This is a genomic window from Clostridioides sp. LIBA-2809, assembly GCF_056688965.1.
The window spans coordinates 3,919,495-3,937,834 of record NZ_CP197004.1 but is presented as its reverse complement, the minus strand read 5'-3'; the positions used below and the strand labels follow the sequence as shown (position 1 = coordinate 3,937,834).

Here is an 18,340-nt window from a genome sequence, read left to right as displayed (position 1 = left end):
GAAAATGTAATATGAAAATTTTAGTTTTTTTAGCAAAAGGTTTTGAAACTATGGAATTCAGCGTATTTATAGATGTTATAGGATGGGCTCGTAATGATTATGGTTGTGATATTGATGTAGTAACTTGTGGCTTTAAAAATAAGGTTATGAGTACGTTTAATATTCCAGTATTTGTTGATAAGACTATAGAAGAAGTATGTGTTGATGATTATGATGCTCTAGCTATTCCTGGTGGTTTTGAAGAGTTTGGATTTTATGAAGAAGCATATGATATGTCTTTTTTAAATTTAATAAGAGAGTTTGATTTAAAAGAAAAGATAATTGCATCTATTTGTGTGGCAGCATTGCCAGTTGGCAAAAGTGGAGTTTTAAAAAATCGTAAAGCTACTACATATCATTTGAAAAATGGTCAAAGGCAAAGACAGTTAAGAGAATTTGATGTAAATGTAATTAATGAACCAATTGTTGTAGATAAAAATATTATAACTTCATATTGTCCAGAAACTGCTCCACATGTAGCTTTTAAACTTTTGGAAATGTTGACATCTAGAGAACAAATGGAGACTGTTAAACTAGCTATGGGATTTAAACTATAATGAGCTATAGATTTTCTAAGTAATCAGAACCCCAGTCACACATACAATCTAGAATTGGAATAATACTCTTTCCAAAATCTGATAGTGAATATTCTACTTTTGGAGGAACAACAGGATAAACAACTCTGATAATTAAACCATCTGCTTCTAATTCACGTAGCTGTTGAGTTAACATCTTAGGTGTTGCTTTAGGAATTAATTTTCTTAGTTCATTAAATCTCAATATAGTGTCTTTGAGATGCCAAAGTATAAGTGTCTTGTATTTACCACCAATCAATGCAAGTGTTGCTTCTATTGGACAACTATAATCACTAGAACATTTTTTCATTTTTAAGCTCCTTTTATATATTTTAAGTATCTTTTTAGGTACTATATTACAAAAAAGTGCATTATTGTAATATAAAACTATAGTGATAAAATTATAGCATAGGTTAAATGAATCATCAACTTAGCCTAATAAAATGATAGGAGGTAAGTAAATGAATTTTGTTGAACTTGCAAAAAAAAGATATTCTTGTCGTAATTATCAGGATAGAAAGGTAGAGAAAGAAAAACTTGAGAAAGTTTTAGATGTTGCAAGAATAGCTCCAACTGGTGGTAATCGTCAACCACAAAGATTAATTGTTATTCAAGAAAAAGAAGGTCTGAATAAACTTTCTAAGGCTGCCAATATATATGATGCACCATTAGCTATTATCGTGTGTGGAGATAAGGAAAAAGTTTGGACAAGACCTTTTGATGGGAAACAACTTACAGATATTGATACAAGCATAGTTACTGACCACATGATGTTACAGGCAACTGAACTTGGATTAGGAAGTGTTTGGGTATGCTATTTTAATCCAGATGTAATTAGAGAAGAGTTTAGCTTGCCAGATAATCTGGAAGCAATAAATATATTATTGATAGGATACGAATCTAAAACACCAGAAAGCCCAGAGAGACACGAAAAAACTCGTGTTCCTTTAAGTGAAATTGTTTCTTATGAAACTCTTTAGTCATAAAATCAGGTTATTTACATAATAAATGTCATAAAATATTTACTGTAAGTAAAATTCAAAATAAGTAATATCTACATGAAATTAACTTTAGTGAAGTGTATCTAGTTTTAATAAAAGATATACTTCACTAATTTATTTTTTAAAAATATTTATTAAATATGAAGGTTTTACGAATTAACTAAAATATATTTATTGAACTAACTTTTAAATCTGAAAAAGCACTTGAAATATAGTCTTTTATATCATTTAGATGGTCTTGAATTTGTTTTTCTGATATTCTATCAGCTCCATATACAAAATACATAATATTTTTAGTATCTTTTGTTATAGATGTTCGATTATCTGGTCCATTAAGAATACTGGATAATATACCAATGTTATCAGATAAAAATAAATCATACTTTGTTAAAACCTGTTCTTTTCTACCTATCCCATAAAAATGTTCACTACCATTTGCAATATCTATTCTCAAAGGTAATTCTATCTTATCAAAGTCATGCCCTGCTGTTAGAAGAAGGTTTTTTAATTCTGCTAAAAACATTGATTCAACTGTTATTCCTGCATCTGGAATACCTTTTGATTTTAATAAAAGAGATTCCAATTGAAGTAATACAGGGTAAGTTTTCTTAAATTTTTTATAATATTTTATATAACTTGAAATTGGTTCTGTTTTAATTTTTTCTTTACGATTGTACTCTGGGTGTTGTTCAATAATATTTTCAGTTATAGAGTTTTTAAGGAATAAAAAATTTTCTTTATTAGGATTTGAATATGTAATATTTATAACCATAACTCCGAATTTAATATTAGGATAAATTTCTTTTACCTTACTTGATATTTCTAGCATAATATAGACTCCTTTTTATTTTATATTTTATGATATAATCTTAGCAAGTTAAAAGTGGATTTTGTAGTTCCACTTTTATAGAAATTTTATAGAACCACTTTTGGAGGTATTAAAGTGTGGATTACAATTAATAGAAATAGCAACATACCATTATCGAGGCAAATTTATTGTAAGATAAAGGATATGATTTTGGATGGAAGCTTAAAGTTTGAACAAAAATTGCCATCATCTAGAACTTTGTCAAAAGAATTATCTGTATCTCGCAATACAGTTTTGGATGCATATAATCAATTGATTGCAGAAGGATATTTGGATACAAAAAATGGCTATGGTACAATCGTAGCTAAAGGGATATCAGGGTATAATGTTGGCTTTAAATTAAACTATACTTTTGAAAGTGCAGATAATTTGCACATCAATGAACAAAAAAATTGCATAGATTTTCGTTCTGGTATTCCAGAATTAAAACTATTTCCACGTAAAGAATTTTCAAAGCTATATAAACAAATACTATATGATTTATCAGATTCAGACTTTAGATATGGAAGTGTAGCTGGTGTATGGGAATTGAGGGTAGAAATATCTAAGTATTTATTTCGAACTAGGGGGATTAGATGTAATCCCCAAAATATTATGATTGTCTCTGGTTCAACACAAGGTTTATCCCTAATTTCCCAACTTTTATATAAAAATAATAAAAAGGTAGTTGTAGAAGACCCTATTCATAAAGGATTATTAAAAGTTATTTCATCTATTGGATATTCAGTTGTTGGAATTAAAGTAGATGATAAGGGTATGAATACTGATTTAATAAAATCGGTAAAAGACATTTCTTTTGTTTATACTACGCCTTCTCACCAATATCCGTTGGGAGGCATTTTACCTATTCAAAGAAGGTTAGAGCTTATTAAATGTGCAACAGATAATAGTTACTATATAATTGAAGATGACTATGACGGTGAATTTAGATATGAGGGACCACCAATTAGTTCTCTTTATGAACTTAATCCAAATAAAGTAATTTATATAGGCTCTTTTAGTAAAATATTATCTCCAGCTATTCGTATCGGATTTATGTTACTACCAGACAATATGCTAGAGAATTATAAAGTTTTAAAAATGTACTCTGATGTTCATACAGAAACAATATTTCAGTATGTATTGGCTGAATTTATTAGAAATGGAAGCTTAGAAAAGTATATTTTTAGAATGAAGAAGCTATATAATAGAAAACGTAAACACCTAATTGAAGTATTAAATACTGAGTTTAAAAATGAATTTAAAATAAAAGGTGAGGCAGCAGGTCTTCATATAGTTGTTCATTTTTATAATATTAAGTTTACAGGAAGCTTGATTAATAAAATTTTTGAAGAAAACATAAAAGTTTATCCTATACAGCAGTATGCAATTAAAAATACATTAGAATATGACCATGAAATTATACTGGGTTATGCTCATCTTAGTATTGATGAAATTGAAAAAGGTATAAAAATACTCAGTAAAATAGTACATATGAAACAAGATATATAGATAGAATCTATAGCGATTTATATAAGATGCAATCAAGTTGAAATTTTAATAATAGTATTATATTAATGATATCTATTATTATTTTTATGTTGGAATACTTAATATTGTGTTGTGGATATTTTGTAACTATTAATTAAGTTAAGATAGCAATTTATATTAAGAAAAAAGTTTTTGCATAAGTTATAATACTTAAAAGGAGATGATGAAGTTGAAAACAAATACAGATGTGATTATGGAAATCATTGATTATATAGAAGAAAATCTTACAGAAAATTTAAATTTAGATAAGATAGCAGATATTGCTAATTATTCAAAATATCATTTGCACAGAATGTTTACAAATATTGTAGGATGTACTATTCATCAATACATACAGAGAAGGAGACTTACTGAAGCAGCTAGACAACTTATATTTACAGATAAATATATTATAGACATAGCTATTACAGCAGGATATTCTACACATCAATCATTTACGCTAGCATTTAGAAAATTATACAAAGAGTCTCCACAAGTATATAGAAATAAAGATGAATTTTATCCTATACAACATAGATTTGTTTTAAATCTAAATCATCAAATCCAAAATACAAAATGTATTTCTTATACAAGTATTAATTGTGAACAAAGAAGAGACGAAATCAATTCTTATTTTAATATTAATTGCGAGGTGAAGGTAGCATGAATTTAGTACCACATGTAATTGAACAAACAGGTCAAGGGGAAAGGTCGTATGACATATATTCGAGATTGTTAAAAGATAGAATTATATTTATAGGAGAAGAAATTAATGATGATATTGCAAGTCTAGTAGTAGCTCAATTACTGTTTTTAGAATCAGAAGACCCAGATTCAGATATAATTATATATATAAATAGCCCTGGTGGCTCTGTTACAGCAGGATTTGCTATATATGATACTATGCATTATGTTAGATGTGATGTGTCAACTATTTGTATTGGTATGGCTGCAAGTATGAGTGCATTTTTACTTGCAGGAGGAACAAATGGAAAAAGATGTGCTTTACCTAATGCAGAGATTATGATTCATCAGCCGATGGGTGGAGCTAAAGGTCAAGCAACAGATGTAAAAATAGCAGTAGATAATATGTTAAAAACAAAAGAAAAATTAGATAGAATTCTTTCTGAAAATACAGGAAAATCAATAGAAGATATTAGAAGAGATACAGACAGGGACAATTTTATGACTGCACTAGAGGCTAAAGAATATGGACTAATTGATTATATAATGAATAAAGAAGAGTAGAAAGCTGATTTTAGAATCTAATCTATAGTATATAGATACTAAAAAATAACCATGTTTATTTAAACATGGTTATTTTTTTTTAGAAAAAGAAACTTTTCTTGGGATTATAACCACACTGGTTAATATTTGTACAAAGATTTATTATAAATACAAACTTTATACTATTAAAATAAAAATAAAGTATTAACATGTTTAATCAACTAGCAATAAACCAAAATGATTTTGAATTTCTCCTTTTTTTCGTAAAGTATTTATTTCTAATCCATTTGACCTTACTGTAGCAAATACGTCAATGCCACAAGCTTCCATTGATGGAGCCGTTTTGTTAGGAAAATTACAGGTAGCAGAGTTACATTTGGCGCACATTGTGCAAGGTCCACTTCCAAAAGCAATTACTTTATAATATCCATCTAAAAATAGTTCTCTTGCAAGTTTGACAGCTAAAGGAGTGACAATACTCATTTCATGACATCTAAATAGAATAGCTTTATCATAGCAATCTATTATTGCTTGTGTCTGTTGATATGTTGGTACATTAGGTGGACAACAATGGCTATGCCCAAATGTATTACAACCAAACTGGCACTTGTAAATTGTCCATGCTGCTGTGAGAATCGTTTTAGGGTCTATTGAAATAGCAATATCTGCTCCATTAGATTTTAATGTTTCAAAGTATTTTTTCATAATTTGCCTCCAATAAAAAGTAGTTTAATTTTTTGTACTATGAATGAATAAATTTAACAATTTCTTATGATTATAATAACTCAAAAGTATATATCAAACAAATTAAAGTATTAGAATTCTGAATTCAATAGAAATGAACTATAAAGTAAATATTGTAGATAGAGTTATATACTGTTTTTTTGTCGTTAAAAATTTCTGAAATTTCAATAACAAATTAAAGAGAAATACCATATATTACTTATGTCTGTAATATATAGAAGACAAAGGAGTTGTACATTATGATTACAATAAGTTTGTGTATGATTGTTAAGAATGAAGAAGAGGTTATAGGAAGATGTTTAGATTGTGTAAAGGATATAGTAGATGAAATTATAGTTGTAGATACTGGTTCTACAGATTCCACAAAAGAAATAGTCTCAAAATATACAGACAAGGTATATGATTTTAAATGGATAGATGATTTCTCTGCTGCAAGAAATTTTTCATTTTCTAAAGCTTCTAAAGACTATACAATGTGGCTTGATGCAGATGACATAATTTTAGAAGATGATAGGAAAAAATTATTGGAAATTAAGGAAAGCTTAGATACTTCCATTGATATTGTTATGGCAAAATACAATGTCTCCTTTGATGAAAACGGCAAACCAACTTTATCATATTATAGAGAACGATTATTTAAAAGAAGCTCTAATTATAAATGGGTTGACCCTATTCATGAAGTGATACCTCTTGTTGGAGAGATATTCTATTCTGAAATTGCAATATCTCATAAAAAACTACACAGACAGGACCCTCTAAGAAATCTTAGAATATTTGAAAAAATGATTTCAGAAGGTAGGGTATTAGAGCCAAGACATCAATTTTATTATTCAAGAGAGCTGTACTATAATGCGAGGTATGAGGAAGCAGTAGAAGGTTTTACTAAATTTTTAGATTCATCTAGAGGGTGGATTGAGGATTGTATCAGTGCTTGCAGAGATTTAGCCACATGTTATTACTTAATTAATGATGAAAAAAATGCCTTATATTCTTTATTTAGAAGCTTTGAATTTGATGAGCCAAGAGCAGAAGTTTGCTGTGATGTAGGAAAGCACATGTTTGATAGACAAAAATATAAAGAGTCCATTTTTTGGTATAAGGTAGCACTAACAAGAGATAAAAATGATACTAATGGAGGATTTAAATCGAATGATTGCTATGGATATATACCATATATACAATTGAGTGTTTGCTATGACAGATTAGGAGAAACAGATAAAGCTATTTATTGTCATGAAAAAGCAAAAGAAATTAAACCTAATGATAGTGCTATTTTGCACAACGAAAACTATTTTAATAAGTTAAAAAATAAGTGATAAGTCACAATAATACTAAATTTGACATATTATATATAGAGCTTAAAAGCTCAAATATATTAGGAGGTGCTTTTAATAATGAGTAGAAATAAATATTTTGGCCCATTTGATGATAATGATTGCAACAATAACTATGATGATTGCAACGGTGGTCATGATAATTGTAATAGCTATGATTGTCATCATGGATGTCCACCATCTTGTGTAGGACCAACCGGTCCAATGGGTCCAAGAGGTAGAACAGGAGCAACGGGACCAACCGGACCAACTGGTCCAAGAGGTCCAGGAATAGGATCAACAGGTCCAACAGGCCCAACAGGTCCAACAGGAAATACAGGAGCAACAGGAAATACAGGAGCAACAGGATTAAGAGGTCCAACAGGAGCAACAGGTTCAGCAGGCCCAACAGGTCCAACAGGAGCAACAGGATTTGGAGTAACAGGTCCAACAGGAGTAACAGGAGCAACAGGAAATACAGGAGCAGATGGAGTAACAGGCCCAACAGGCCCAACAGGAATAACAGGAGCAAATGGAATAACAGGCCCAACAGGAGCGACAGGAGCAACAGGAATAGGAATAACAGGCCCAACGGGAGCAACAGGAGCAACAGGAGCAAATGGAGCAGCTGGAGGGACAGGAGCGAATGGAGCAACAGGAGCAACAGGAACACCTGGGTCAACAGGTCCAACAGGTCCAACAGGCCCAACAGGAGCAAATGGATTAGCAGGTCCAACAGGTCCAACAGGGGCAACAGGAACACCTGGAGCAACAGGAGTAACAGGCCCAACAGGAGCAACAGGAGACACTGGTGCAGATGGAGTAACAGGTCCAACAGGGGCAACAGGAGTAACAGGAATAGGAATAACAGGCCCAACAGGTCCAACAGGAGCAACAGGAGTTGGAGTAACAGGAGCAACAGGATTAATAGGTCCAACAGGAGCGACAGGAACACCTGGAGTAACAGGTCCAACAGGAGCAACAGGAGCAACAGGAATAGGAATAACAGGTCCAACAGGAGCAACAGGAACAACAGGAATAGACGGAGCAACAGGAGTAACAGGTCCAACAGGAGCAACAGGGGCAACAGGAGATGCTGGAGTAACAGGTCCAACAGGAGCAACAGGAGCAACAGGAATAGGAATAACAGGAGCAACAGGTCCAACAGGTCCAACAGGAGTAGGAGTAACAGGGGCAACAGGATTAATAGGTCCAACAGGAGCAACAGGGGCAGACGGAGCAACAGGTCCAACAGGGGCAACAGGAGCAACTGGAACAGCAGGTCTAATAGGTCCAACAGGAGCAACAGGGGCAACAGGAGCAGATGGAGCAACAGGCCCAACAGGAGTAACAGGAGCAACAGGGGCAACAGGAGCAGATGGATTAGTAGGCCCAACAGGAGCAACAGGAGCGACAGGAGTAGGAATAACAGGTCCAACAGGAAATACAGGAGCAACAGGAGTAGGAATAACAGGAGCAACAGGAGCAACAGGGGCAACAGGCCCAACAGGAGCAGATGGATTAGTAGGTCCAACAGGAGCAACAGGAAATACAGGAGCAGATGGAGTAGCAGGTCCAACAGGAGCAACAGGGGCAACAGGAAATACAGGAGCAGATGGAGCAACAGGTCCAACAGGAGCAACAGGAAACACAGGAGCAGATGGATTAGTAGGTCCAACAGGAGCAACAGGAAACACAGGAGCAAATGGAGCAACAGGAGTAACAGGCCCAACAGGAGCAACAGGAAACACAGGAGCAGATGGAGCAACAGGGGCAACAGGAGCAACAGGGGCAACAGGAGCAGATGGATTAGTGGGTCCAACAGGAGCAACAGGAAATACAGGAGCAGATGGAGTAGCAGGTCCAACAGGAGCAACAGGGGCAACAGGAGCAACAGGAAATACAGGAATACCAGGAGCTAGTGCAATAATACCTTTTGCATCAGGTATACCACTATCACTTACAACTATAGCTGGTGGATTAATAGGTACACCAGGATTTGTTGGTTTTGGTAGTTCAGCTCCAGGCTTAAGCATAATTGGAGGAGTAATAGACCTTACAAACGCAGCAGGAACATTGACTAACTTTGCATTCTCAATGCCAAGAGCTGGAACAATAACATCTATTTCAGCTTACTTTAGTACAACAGTAGCACTTTCACTTGTTGGTTCAACGATTACAATCACAGCAACACTTTACCAATCGACTGCACCAAATAACTCATTTACAGCTGTTCCAGGAGCAACAGTTACACTGGCTCCACCTCTTACAGGAATATTATCAGTTGGTTCAATTTCTAGTGGAATTGTAACTGGATTAAATATAGCAGCAACAGCACAAACTCGATTCTTACTAGTATTTACTGCAACAGCTTCAGGACTTTCATTAGTTAATACTGTAGCAGGATATGCAAGTGCAGGAATTTCAATAAATTAGATTAGATAATTAAAAAAAGGCTTCTAGTATCTTATTGATATTAGAAGCTTTTTTAATACTGATAGATAAACATAGTTTTAATATTAATTGTTGAGCATAATATAAAGTACTATAATATAATATAAAATAAATAACATTAAATTTTAAATGGAAAGTTGTCTAGGGGGGATATTGTGAAAAGTAAGATTGAAACATTAATGAATAATTTTGTAAAAGAGTATTATAAATTAAATAATATAACTACAAAATGGCAAGAGCTTTTATTTGCTTATGCATCTGCTGAAGATGATATGTTTCAGAAGCTAAAAATTGCTGTAGGAACATCTCATGCTATGCCAAAAGATTTTTTGAAAGATGGTAAAACTATAATTACATATTTTATACCTTTTGATAAAAGTGTGAATAATAGTAATATTGGGGGATTTGAATGTTCAGAAGTTTGGGCAAGGGCATATGTAGAAACTAATAGATTAATTTCAGATCTGAATAATTTTTTATGTGGAGAACTAGAGAAGATAGGATTTAACTCATATGCCATTCCTGGGTCATATAATTTTGATAACAATAAATTAGTCAGTGATTGGTCACAAAGACATGTAGCATTCATAGCAGGTCTTGGAACTTTTGGCCTAAATAATATGCTTATCACAGAAAAAGGATGTTGTGGAAGAGTAGGAAGTATAATCACAAGTTTAGAATTAGAGCCAACTAAAAGGCCAGAACAAGAATACTGTTTGTATAAACAAAATAACAGTTGTAAAAAGTGTGTAAGTAAATGTGTAAAAGGAGCTTTAAAAGAAGATGGATTTGATAGAAAGAAGTGTTACGAGATGTGTATGCTAAATGAAGCTAAGTATTCCTATATAGGTGGATGTGATATTTGTGGGAAATGTATAGTTGGTGTTCCTTGTTCAGTAATAAATCCATTAAGATAAAGAGCTCACATTAATTAACGATTCTAATTATATCTGTAATAAGTTACAAGAATAAATAAAGTATAAAGTATATATAAATAATTTATATTGATTGACAACTATTTATGCTATTGCTAGACTTATATGTATCGCTGTGATATATAAGGAGGGGTGAGAATTTATGTTTGATTTAATCTTTATTTTTGCATAGCAAGGGCTATTGCAAATATAAAATTTAATATATAAATAGCCCTTTGCTATTCCTAATAAAAAATTACTATTTAATAGGAGAGCAAAATGAGCTATAAAAAAGCAATACATATACTACCAGAAGAATTACTTGAGTTAATACAAGAATATGTAGATGGAGAATATATCTATATTCCTAGAAAATACAATAATAAAAAAGAATGGGGAAGTAATACATCTACTCGTTCAGAATTATCAACTAGAAATATGCAAATTTACGAAGATTATCAAGTTGGACATGACTTAAAATACTTATCAGAAAAATATTACTTATCTTTGAAAAGTATTCAAAGAATTGTATTACAAGAAAAAAGAAAAGATGTTTAAGAATGAGCTAGTATAGTTTTATAACTATACTGGCTCATTTTCTTTTGATAAAAGTGTTTGAGGTATAGTTTCTTTTAAGTGGATGATATAATTTAAGTAATTTCAATAACTTATACAAAAGCTAACAAAGCTAGTTGTAAAGTACCTAATAGTAAGCAATAGCTTTTTATATGTGTGAAATTAAAATTTATTAAAATTAGGAGGTCTTGTTTTGAAAAAAATACTTGATTATATTCCACCTTTTCATAACTTTCTATTAGTTTAATAATCTTATAGAAAGGAAATTATGTTTATGCAAGAAATTACTTGGGAGGTGAAATATATCTCCCAACTACCTGTAATTAGGTACTGTAAAAAATGTGGAAAAAAGGCTGAATATATTTGTTCTGGTTTATTTAGAGTTAATGCTCAACATAAATATTTGGATATATGGCTAATATATAAGTGTTCAAATTGTGATTCAACATGGAACTCAACTATATATTCTCGTGTTAATCCAAAAAATTTAAATCAAGAAATACTAGAACAATTCCATAAAAATGATGATAATCTTGTTGAGCAATATGCTATGAATGCAGAACTTTTACATAGAAATGGAGCAGAAGTTGGTATTCCAGAATATAAAATAGTAGGTCAAGGAATTAACATTAATGACCTTACACAAGTTAGAATTGTTAGTAAATATCCATCTCAGCTAAAGGTATCAACATTATTACGTGAGAAACTAGGTTTATCTAGGAAGAAATTTGATGAAATGTTAGACTGTGGGGTTATTAAAAGTATATCTGGAGTTGATTTAAAGAAAATCAAATTAAATTATGAAATTATGTTAGAGATAGGTAAGGAGAAGCAGAAGTCTTCAAATTTACTAGAATAACTAACTTAATATATTTTCTATTATTACATCTTTTAAAAAATAGTGGCTATGAAAATGAAAAGCCACTATTTTTGTATATAACTATTCTCTTTCTAGATTTTTTAAGATTTCATAGTAGTGTGTTGTAGCCTGTGTACTTGGCTTACCTTTTTTACAGAAAGATAATTTTGATAGTTTGGGAACTACACGCTCAACCACAATTTTATTATCTATTATTTTAGATTCAAGTGTTTTTAACGCTTCTAGAAATCTCTTATCCTTTTTTGCACTATTGTAAAATGATAAAACATAGACATAAAGGAATAGATTATAATTACGAAAAGGATATTCAACTTGCATAAATAATGTGCCAATTCCATAATGGCAAGGTCCAATTGGTTTTTTTATAGTCCAATGATTAAGTAAAAATTCTACAGCTTTGTCAAGCTTTGACTCTTTATTTAAATAATCACTAAAACGAAATGCGTTTAGTATATTAAGTGTTGGAAGAGGATTTGAATATTCAGTCTCTGGACCTCTACCAAAACTAAATTTATTGCAACGCCATCCACCATCACTATATTGTGTATCTAAAAAATGCTGAAACGTTTTTTGTATCCTAGTGTCAAATGCATATCCCATATGACAGAGTACATTAGCAGCATTAGCAGTATGACAAGGGTAAATACCTCCATTTGGATATAGTTTAAAACGTCCATCTTCTCTCCAAGTACTAAATATTAATTCAGCACATTCTTTAAGCAAAGTATCATTAGGATTAACTCCCAATTCTAACAAGTAAAGTATACTATCAAGAGTGGAGAAAGGGGAACCTTTTATTAAACGTTTATCAGGTGTAGTCCAATAGTCTGCACCATTATCATGCCTGTGTGATAATATTATTTCAATATCTGATAAAGATTGATTTTCTACATTCATGTCTTTGACTCCATTTCATATTACATTTTAAATGAATCTATAAGAAGTTTTATTATGATATTAATTGATATTTATAATTTCTTTATTTTACTTAGAATTACATCTATAGCTGTGTCAGGAACAACCGCTAAGTCTTCTGCATTAAAGTAATAAATTATATTAGAATCAAATAATATATTTGAATTTGGAGGGAATTCATCATCTCCAAACCAAAGTATAAATATCATAGACGTATTACCCATATATGTAAACTTATAAGCTAAATCGCCCATGTTTACTTTTTCAGCTCCTATACTTTCCATAACTAACTTGTATTTGTCTATTTGAGATGCAAAAACTTCTGAAAGTCTAGAGAGGGTCCTATTTAAAAAGTTTGGATAGTAAACATTACCTCCTGGTACTTCTTTAAAAGTTACATATTTATTAGTTCTAGGAATACCTTTAGCATTGATTAAGTATCTAATTATCAAAATTTTAAGCTCAAAATTTTTACAAAGGTCATCATTACCATTCCAAACTTCTCCACTTGGATAGTCTATAATATATTGTCTATCAAAAAAATTTAGTGTGAATTTATTTGAATTACTGTTGAAAGGTATATCGCTTAATTTACTAATTGTATGAGGGTCTAATTCTTTAAATTTTTCTCGAGCATAGTCAAATGGAACATTATAATTACTTTTTGTTAATTTTTCATCCATGATTTTTTCCTCCAATTTAAATAATTAAAGATATGTTAATAAGAAGTTTTCTTATTATTGATTTTATTACATATTTAAAATATTACAACTATAAATTTTGATATTTAAGCGAATATACGTAAAATAAATATAAAGTGCTTGAAATATAAAGTTTTTGTATCTAAAATATTTTATTTGTAAAATATTAAGCAGTTATTGTAATCTATAATATGAGAGTATGATAGTTGATATAAATTTGTAAAAATATGCATTAAAATGTTATTGAACACATAAAGGGAGGAGTTAGTATGTCTAAGATACTAGTAATAGATGATGATTTAGATATGTTAAAGCTAATTGAAAATGTATTAAAAAGAGATAGACATGAAGTAAAAGTAATTAGCGATGTGGAAAATGCTATGGATATCAATTTTAATTCTTTTAATTTAATAATATTAGATGTAATGATGCCTAAGATGGATGGTTTTGAAGTATGCAAAGCTATAAGAAATAAGGTTGATTGTCCAATACTGTTTTTGACAGCTAAAAATATGGAAAGTGATATTATGTATGGTCTTGGTATAGGAGCAGATGATTATATAACAAAACCTTTTGGTATAGGAGAATTAAGAGCTAGAATAACAGCTCACCTAAGAAGAGAAAATAGAGAGAAAAAAAATTTATTAACTATATCAAATGTTCAATTTAACTTTTTAGGAAAAGAAGTTTCAGTTGATGGTAAAAAAATCAACTTTACTAAGAGTGAATATTTAATATGTGAATTTTTAGCAAAAAATAAGGGGCAAGTATTTTCAAAAGAAAGAATATATGAGTCAGTATATGGTTTTGATGGAGAAAGTGATATAAGTGCTATTACAGAGCATATAAAAAATATACGAAGCAAATTAAAACAATATAACATATATACAATAGAAACTGTGTGGGGTATAGGGTATAAATGGGTGTAATAAATGGAAGTGTAATTTAGTGAAAATATTATATATATCTACAAAATGTTTGTAAAATATTAATCTATATATTAAAATTTAATTTATAGATTAATATTTTTTGTGAATGACAAAATTGTAAGGTATTTTGTTATAAAATATTAATATTCGTAGTGTATACTAATAATAAGGTATTTGGTATTAAATCTTGAGAAAAGGACGGTTATCTTTAATGGATAAACTAAAGAATATTAGAAAAAGTTTACTACAGTATACATTTTTATTTTTACTAATAGGTATAACGATTTATCTAGTGTTTAAAACATTAGACATTAAAATGTTATCAAATGTTATAGTTATGGTAGATAAGAAATTTTTATTTATAGGTGCTTTGGCAATAATGTCTCATATAATGCTTGAAGGAGTGGTAATGAAGATAATTATAGAAAGCACCCACAAAGTTAATATTAGATTTATTGGTTTTAAGCTAGCCATTATGGGATTTTATTATAATTTAATAACTCCATTTGCCTCAGGAAGCCAGCCAGTGCAGATATATGTACTTAAAAAATGTAAAATGCCACTTAGTAAGGCAAGCGCAGTTGTTACCAATAAATCTATTATTTTTCAAATAGTAGTTACTTTTTATTGTACAATACTTGTTCTAATGAATTTTGCTATGTTAGAAAAACAGATGAAAGTGATTATGCCTTTAGTCTTTTTAGGGATAGCTATTAACTCATTTGTCTTAATTATGATAATATTAGTTATTTTAAATCCTCAAAAAATAAAATATTTTATGAGAGTTTCTATAAAGCATTTAACAAAAATTAAATTTTTGAAATTTTTAGATAATAAGGTTGACTCTATAGAAAATTTTATAGATGATTATAGTAAAGCGATAAGTTTTTTTGCCAAGAATAAAAAAGTGTTAATTTTAACTATAATAGTAACTTTTATTCAATTAAGTGCTTACTTTAGTGTTTCATTTTGGATATACAAAGCATTTAATTTACAAGGTTACAGTTATATCTATATATTAACACTACAAGCATTTTTATATATGGCAATATCCCCAATACCAACACCTGGGAATGTAGGAGCTAATGAACTAGCATTTTTCACTATATTCAAATCAGTATTCCCTCAACCGTTGATGGGATATGCGGTATTTTTATATGGTGGATTTATGTACTATTTGATTCTGATTGGAAGTGGGATATTTACTGTAATCACTCACTATAGAATGAAAAATAAGATTGGCAGAAATGTCGTTTTAGGTGAAAATTAAATAAATTTAAATAAGCGTATATTAAAAAATATGTCATAAGAGCTAGAATATTTTAATTAGGTAGTTGAAATATAAAGATTATTATGACATATTTTTTTTAAAACATAAAAGGAATTGTGAGAAAATTGTTGAATTTAATAGATAGTATTGCAAAATATTTGTAATTTTGCATATTATAAAAACATTTCATTATCTTTAAGGTAAATTTTACTTATCAGGGGATAAATCTAAGGGGGGAAATGTATGGAGAAAAAAATTTTAACAGTTTGTCCATACTGTGGAGCTGGATGCCAATTATATCTAGTTGTGAAAGATAATAAGATATTAAGAGCTGAACCAGCTAATGGTAGAACAAATCAAGAAAGTTTGTGCTTAAAAGGTCGTTATGGATGGGATTTTCTAAATGACCCTAAAATTTTAACACCTAGGCTAAAAAAGCCAATGATAAGAAAACAAGGTGTATTAGAAGAGGTTGAATGGGATGAAGCTATAAGTTACACAGCTTCAAGATTAAATGAAATTAAAGAAAAATATGGTCCTGATTCTATTATGGGAACAGGTTCTGCAAGAGGTCCTGGTAATGAAGCAAACTATATAATGCAAAAATTTATGAGAGCTGCAGTAGGAACTAATAATGTTGACCATTGCGCTCGTGTCTGACATGCACCATCTGTAGCCGGTCTGGCTTACTCATTAGGTAGTGGTGCAATGTCAAACTCTATACCAGAGATAGAAAATGCAGATGTTTTATTTATATTTGGATATAATGGAGCAGATTCACATCCAATAGTAGCAAATAGAATAGTAAAAGCTAAAAAAAATGGAGCTAAGTTAATTGTTACTGACCCTAGATTAACTGAATCTGCGAGAATTGCTGATATACATCTACCTATAAAAGGTGGAACAAACATGGTTTTAGTAAATGCTTTTGGAAATATCTTGATTGAAGAAGGTCTTTATAATAAAGAATTTGTTCAAAATCATACACAAGGATTTGATGAGTATAAAGAAATTGTTAAGCCGTATACAGCTAAATATGCTGAAAAGATTACAGGAATTCCAGAAGAGCTTATAAGAAAAGCTATGAGGGAATATGCAAAAGGCAAGAAAGCTATGATACTTTATGGAATGGGTGTCTGTCAATTTGGTCAAGCTGTTGATGTAGTTAAAGGACTTGCATCAATTGCTTTGCTTACAGGTAACTTTGGTAGAGAAAGTGTTGGAATAGGACCTGTACGTGGACAAAACAATGTGCAAGGTGCTTGTGATATGGGAGCTCTTCCTAATGTATATCCAGGGTATCAAAATGTAACTGATGACAAGATAAGAGAAAAATTTGAAAACGCTTGGGGTGTAAAATTATCTCCTAATAATGGTTATAGTTTAACTCAAGTTCCAAATTTAGTACTAAAAGAGAAAAAGCTTAAGGCTTATTATATATTTGGAGAAGACCCAGTGCAAAGTGACCCAGACGCATCAGAAGTTAGAGAAGCTTTGGATGAATTGGAGTTTGTCGTTGTTCAAGATATATTTATGAATAAGACAGCACTTCATGCTGATGTTATACTTCCAGCTACTTCTTGGGGAGAACATGAGGGAGTATATACATGTGCAGATAGAGGGTTCCAGTTGATGAGAAAGGCTATAGAGCCACAAGGAGATGTAAAACCAGATTGGCAAATTATAAGCGAAATTTCTACAGCAATGGGATACCCTATGAACTATAAAAACACTAAAGAAATATGGGATGAACTTAGACAATTATGTCCTAGTTTCTTAGGTGCCACTTATGAAAAGATAGAAGCTCAAGGGAGTGTTCAGTGGCCTTGTAAGAGTGAAAGTGTAGAAGATAAAGGAACTATGTATTTATATGAAGGTCAAAAGTTTTCTACTCCTAATGGAAAAGGTAATTTATTTGCTGCTGAATGGAGACCTCCTATGGAAGTCGAAGATGATGAATATCCATTTAGCTTATGTACTGTAAGAGAAGTTGGACACTATTCAGTAAGAACTATGACTGGTAATTGTAGAACACTTAGCTCATTAGAAGATGAACCAGGCCGTGTTCAAATAAATTGCAATGATGCTGAAAAATTAGGAATTGAAGATGATGAGTTAGTTAGAATTAGTTCAAGAAGAGGAAGTGTAATAACAAGAGCGACAGTTACTGATAGGGTTAAGGAAGGTGCAACATATATGACTTATCAGTGGTGGGTTGGAGCTTGTAATGAACTTACAATAGCAAACTTGGATCCTATATCTAAAACACCAGAATATAAATATTGTGCTGTTAAACTGGAGAAACTTGAAGACCAAGAACTAGCAGAAAAATGTGTGAAAGAAGAGTATCAAAATCTTAAAGATAAAATGACTGCTACAAATATTTAGTAGTTAATTGGATTAAAGATTTATAAAAAGCGGAAAG

Annotated in this window: 18 protein-coding genes; 13 read left to right on the top strand and 5 right to left on the bottom strand. The window is 30.9% G+C overall.

Annotated features, from left to right (window positions below; translation table 11 throughout):
- The first annotated feature begins 11 nt into the window (after window positions 1-11).
- The gene (locus ACTG44_RS18560) at window positions 12-596 is read left to right on the top strand and encodes a DJ-1/PfpI family protein (protein WP_479921005.1); all 585 of its coding nucleotides are present in this window, start codon (window positions 12-14) and stop codon (window positions 594-596) included.
- Between the two features lie 4 nt (window positions 597-600).
- On the opposite strand, the gene ACTG44_RS18555 is transcribed toward ACTG44_RS18560, so the two are convergent.
- Window positions 601-924: a winged helix-turn-helix transcriptional regulator gene (locus ACTG44_RS18555; RefSeq protein WP_021386281.1), complete on the bottom strand. Its 324-nt coding sequence runs from the start codon at window positions 922-924 to the stop codon at window positions 601-603.
- 151 nt (window positions 925-1,075) lie between these two features.
- Here ACTG44_RS18555 and ACTG44_RS18550 point away from each other — a divergent pair, with 151 nt between their 5' ends.
- The gene (locus ACTG44_RS18550) at window positions 1,076-1,594 is read left to right on the top strand and encodes a nitroreductase family protein (RefSeq protein ID WP_021386285.1); all 519 of its coding nucleotides are present in this window, start codon (window positions 1,076-1,078) and stop codon (window positions 1,592-1,594) included.
- 181 nt (window positions 1,595-1,775) lie between these two features.
- On the opposite strand, the gene ACTG44_RS18545 is transcribed toward ACTG44_RS18550, so the two are convergent.
- On the bottom strand, window positions 1,776-2,444 hold the full coding sequence (locus ACTG44_RS18545; protein WP_479919534.1) for a phenylalanine--tRNA ligase beta subunit-related protein: 669 nt from the start codon (window positions 2,442-2,444) through the stop codon (window positions 1,776-1,778).
- 114 nt (window positions 2,445-2,558) lie between these two features.
- On the opposite strand from ACTG44_RS18545, the gene pdxR reads away from it, so the two are divergent.
- The 3 genes from pdxR to clpP all read left to right on the top strand — a co-directional run bounded on the left by pdxR (window position 2,559) and on the right by clpP (window position 5,240).
- On the top strand, window positions 2,559-3,974 hold the full coding sequence (gene pdxR, locus ACTG44_RS18540) for a MocR-like pyridoxine biosynthesis transcription factor PdxR (protein ID WP_021386295.1): 1,416 nt from the start codon (window positions 2,559-2,561) through the stop codon (window positions 3,972-3,974).
- A gap of 208 nt (window positions 3,975-4,182) precedes the next feature.
- Window positions 4,183-4,659, top strand: a complete 477-nt coding sequence (locus ACTG44_RS18535; RefSeq protein WP_479919533.1) for a helix-turn-helix transcriptional regulator — start codon at window positions 4,183-4,185, stop codon at window positions 4,657-4,659.
- Window positions 4,656-5,240 carry an ATP-dependent Clp endopeptidase proteolytic subunit ClpP gene (gene clpP, locus ACTG44_RS18530; RefSeq protein WP_021386292.1) on the top strand — a complete coding sequence of 195 codons (585 nt, stop codon included), beginning with the start codon at window positions 4,656-4,658 and terminating at the stop codon, window positions 5,238-5,240. Before ACTG44_RS18535 ends, clpP begins: the two co-directional genes overlap by 4 nt.
- Before the next feature lie 192 nt (window positions 5,241-5,432).
- Here clpP and ACTG44_RS18525 read toward each other — a convergent pair whose 3' ends face one another.
- Entirely contained in the window at window positions 5,433-5,924 is a 492-nt protein-coding gene (locus ACTG44_RS18525; protein ID WP_479919532.1) for a DUF2284 domain-containing protein, read from the bottom strand.
- Between the two features lie 278 nt (window positions 5,925-6,202).
- Here ACTG44_RS18525 and ACTG44_RS18520 point away from each other — a divergent pair, with 278 nt between their 5' ends.
- The 5 genes from ACTG44_RS18520 (at window position 6,203) to ACTG44_RS18500 (ending at window position 12,079) form a co-directional block, all read left to right on the top strand.
- On the top strand, window positions 6,203-7,279 hold the full coding sequence (locus tag ACTG44_RS18520) for a glycosyltransferase (protein WP_021386280.1): 1,077 nt from the start codon (window positions 6,203-6,205) through the stop codon (window positions 7,277-7,279).
- Between the two features lie 66 nt (window positions 7,280-7,345).
- Entirely contained in the window at window positions 7,346-9,712 is a 2,367-nt protein-coding gene (locus tag ACTG44_RS18515; RefSeq protein ID WP_479921004.1) for an exosporium glycoprotein BclB-related protein, read from the top strand.
- A 173-nt stretch (window positions 9,713-9,885) separates the two neighbouring features.
- Window positions 9,886-10,647 (top strand): epoxyqueuosine reductase, encoded by a 762-nt coding sequence (locus ACTG44_RS18510; protein WP_479921003.1) that lies wholly within the window; start codon window positions 9,886-9,888, stop codon window positions 10,645-10,647.
- Window positions 10,648-10,923: 276 nt separating this feature from the next.
- Window positions 10,924-11,202, top strand: a complete 279-nt coding sequence (locus tag ACTG44_RS18505) for a CD3324 family protein (protein ID WP_479917643.1) — start codon at window positions 10,924-10,926, stop codon at window positions 11,200-11,202.
- A 292-nt stretch (window positions 11,203-11,494) separates the two neighbouring features.
- Window positions 11,495-12,079: a DUF1062 domain-containing protein gene (locus tag ACTG44_RS18500; RefSeq protein ID WP_479917642.1), complete on the top strand. Its 585-nt coding sequence runs from the start codon at window positions 11,495-11,497 to the stop codon at window positions 12,077-12,079.
- An 81-nt stretch (window positions 12,080-12,160) separates the two neighbouring features.
- Here the strand turns inward: ACTG44_RS18500 and ACTG44_RS18495 are convergent, their stop codons facing one another.
- The gene (locus ACTG44_RS18495; RefSeq protein WP_021386232.1) at window positions 12,161-12,997 is read right to left on the bottom strand and encodes a prenyltransferase/squalene oxidase repeat-containing protein; all 837 of its coding nucleotides are present in this window, start codon (window positions 12,995-12,997) and stop codon (window positions 12,161-12,163) included.
- 71 nt (window positions 12,998-13,068) lie between these two features.
- A complete protein-coding gene (locus ACTG44_RS18490; RefSeq protein ID WP_479921002.1) occupies window positions 13,069-13,698 on the bottom strand; it encodes a DUF3786 domain-containing protein in 630 nt (209 codons plus the stop codon).
- A 287-nt stretch (window positions 13,699-13,985) separates the two neighbouring features.
- On the opposite strand from ACTG44_RS18490, the gene ACTG44_RS18485 reads away from it, so the two are divergent.
- The 3 genes from ACTG44_RS18485 to fdhF all read left to right on the top strand — a co-directional run bounded on the left by ACTG44_RS18485 (window position 13,986) and on the right by fdhF (window position 18,303).
- Window positions 13,986-14,645 carry a response regulator transcription factor gene (locus ACTG44_RS18485; RefSeq protein WP_479917640.1) on the top strand — a complete coding sequence of 220 codons (660 nt, stop codon included), beginning with the start codon at window positions 13,986-13,988 and terminating at the stop codon, window positions 14,643-14,645.
- A gap of 211 nt (window positions 14,646-14,856) precedes the next feature.
- Window positions 14,857-15,915, top strand: a complete 1,059-nt coding sequence (locus tag ACTG44_RS18480; protein ID WP_021386195.1) for a lysylphosphatidylglycerol synthase transmembrane domain-containing protein — start codon at window positions 14,857-14,859, stop codon at window positions 15,913-15,915.
- Between the two features lie 243 nt (window positions 15,916-16,158).
- A complete protein-coding gene (fdhF, locus tag ACTG44_RS18475) occupies window positions 16,159-18,303 on the top strand; it encodes a formate dehydrogenase subunit alpha (RefSeq protein WP_479921001.1) in 2,145 nt (714 codons plus the stop codon).
- Window positions 18,304-18,340: the final 37 nt, after the last annotated feature.

Excerpts from the sequence above, each read along its gene's own strand:
- ACTG44_RS18560 (WP_479921005.1), top strand. The coding sequence starts at position 12 with ATGAAAATTTTAGTTTTTTTAGCAAAAGGTTTTGAAACTATGGAATTC.
- ACTG44_RS18555 (WP_021386281.1), bottom strand. The coding sequence starts at position 924 with ATGAAAAAATGTTCTAGTGATTATAGTTGTCCAATAGAAGCAACACTT.
- ACTG44_RS18550 (WP_021386285.1), top strand. The coding sequence starts at position 1,076 with ATGAATTTTGTTGAACTTGCAAAAAAAAGATATTCTTGTCGTAATTAT.
- ACTG44_RS18545 (WP_479919534.1), bottom strand. The coding sequence starts at position 2,444 with ATGCTAGAAATATCAAGTAAGGTAAAAGAAATTTATCCTAATATTAAA.
- clpP (WP_021386292.1), top strand. The coding sequence starts at position 4,656 with ATGAATTTAGTACCACATGTAATTGAACAAACAGGTCAAGGGGAAAGG.
- ACTG44_RS18525 (WP_479919532.1), bottom strand. The coding sequence starts at position 5,924 with ATGAAAAAATACTTTGAAACATTAAAATCTAATGGAGCAGATATTGCT.
- ACTG44_RS18520 (WP_021386280.1), top strand. The coding sequence starts at position 6,203 with ATGATTACAATAAGTTTGTGTATGATTGTTAAGAATGAAGAAGAGGTT.
- ACTG44_RS18505 (WP_479917643.1), top strand. The coding sequence starts at position 10,924 with ATGAGCTATAAAAAAGCAATACATATACTACCAGAAGAATTACTTGAG.
- ACTG44_RS18500 (WP_479917642.1), top strand. The coding sequence starts at position 11,495 with ATGCAAGAAATTACTTGGGAGGTGAAATATATCTCCCAACTACCTGTA.
- ACTG44_RS18495 (WP_021386232.1), bottom strand. The coding sequence starts at position 12,997 with ATGAATGTAGAAAATCAATCTTTATCAGATATTGAAATAATATTATCA.
- ACTG44_RS18490 (WP_479921002.1), bottom strand. The coding sequence starts at position 13,698 with ATGGATGAAAAATTAACAAAAAGTAATTATAATGTTCCATTTGACTAT.
- ACTG44_RS18485 (WP_479917640.1), top strand. The coding sequence starts at position 13,986 with ATGTCTAAGATACTAGTAATAGATGATGATTTAGATATGTTAAAGCTA.
- ACTG44_RS18480 (WP_021386195.1), top strand. The coding sequence starts at position 14,857 with ATGGATAAACTAAAGAATATTAGAAAAAGTTTACTACAGTATACATTT.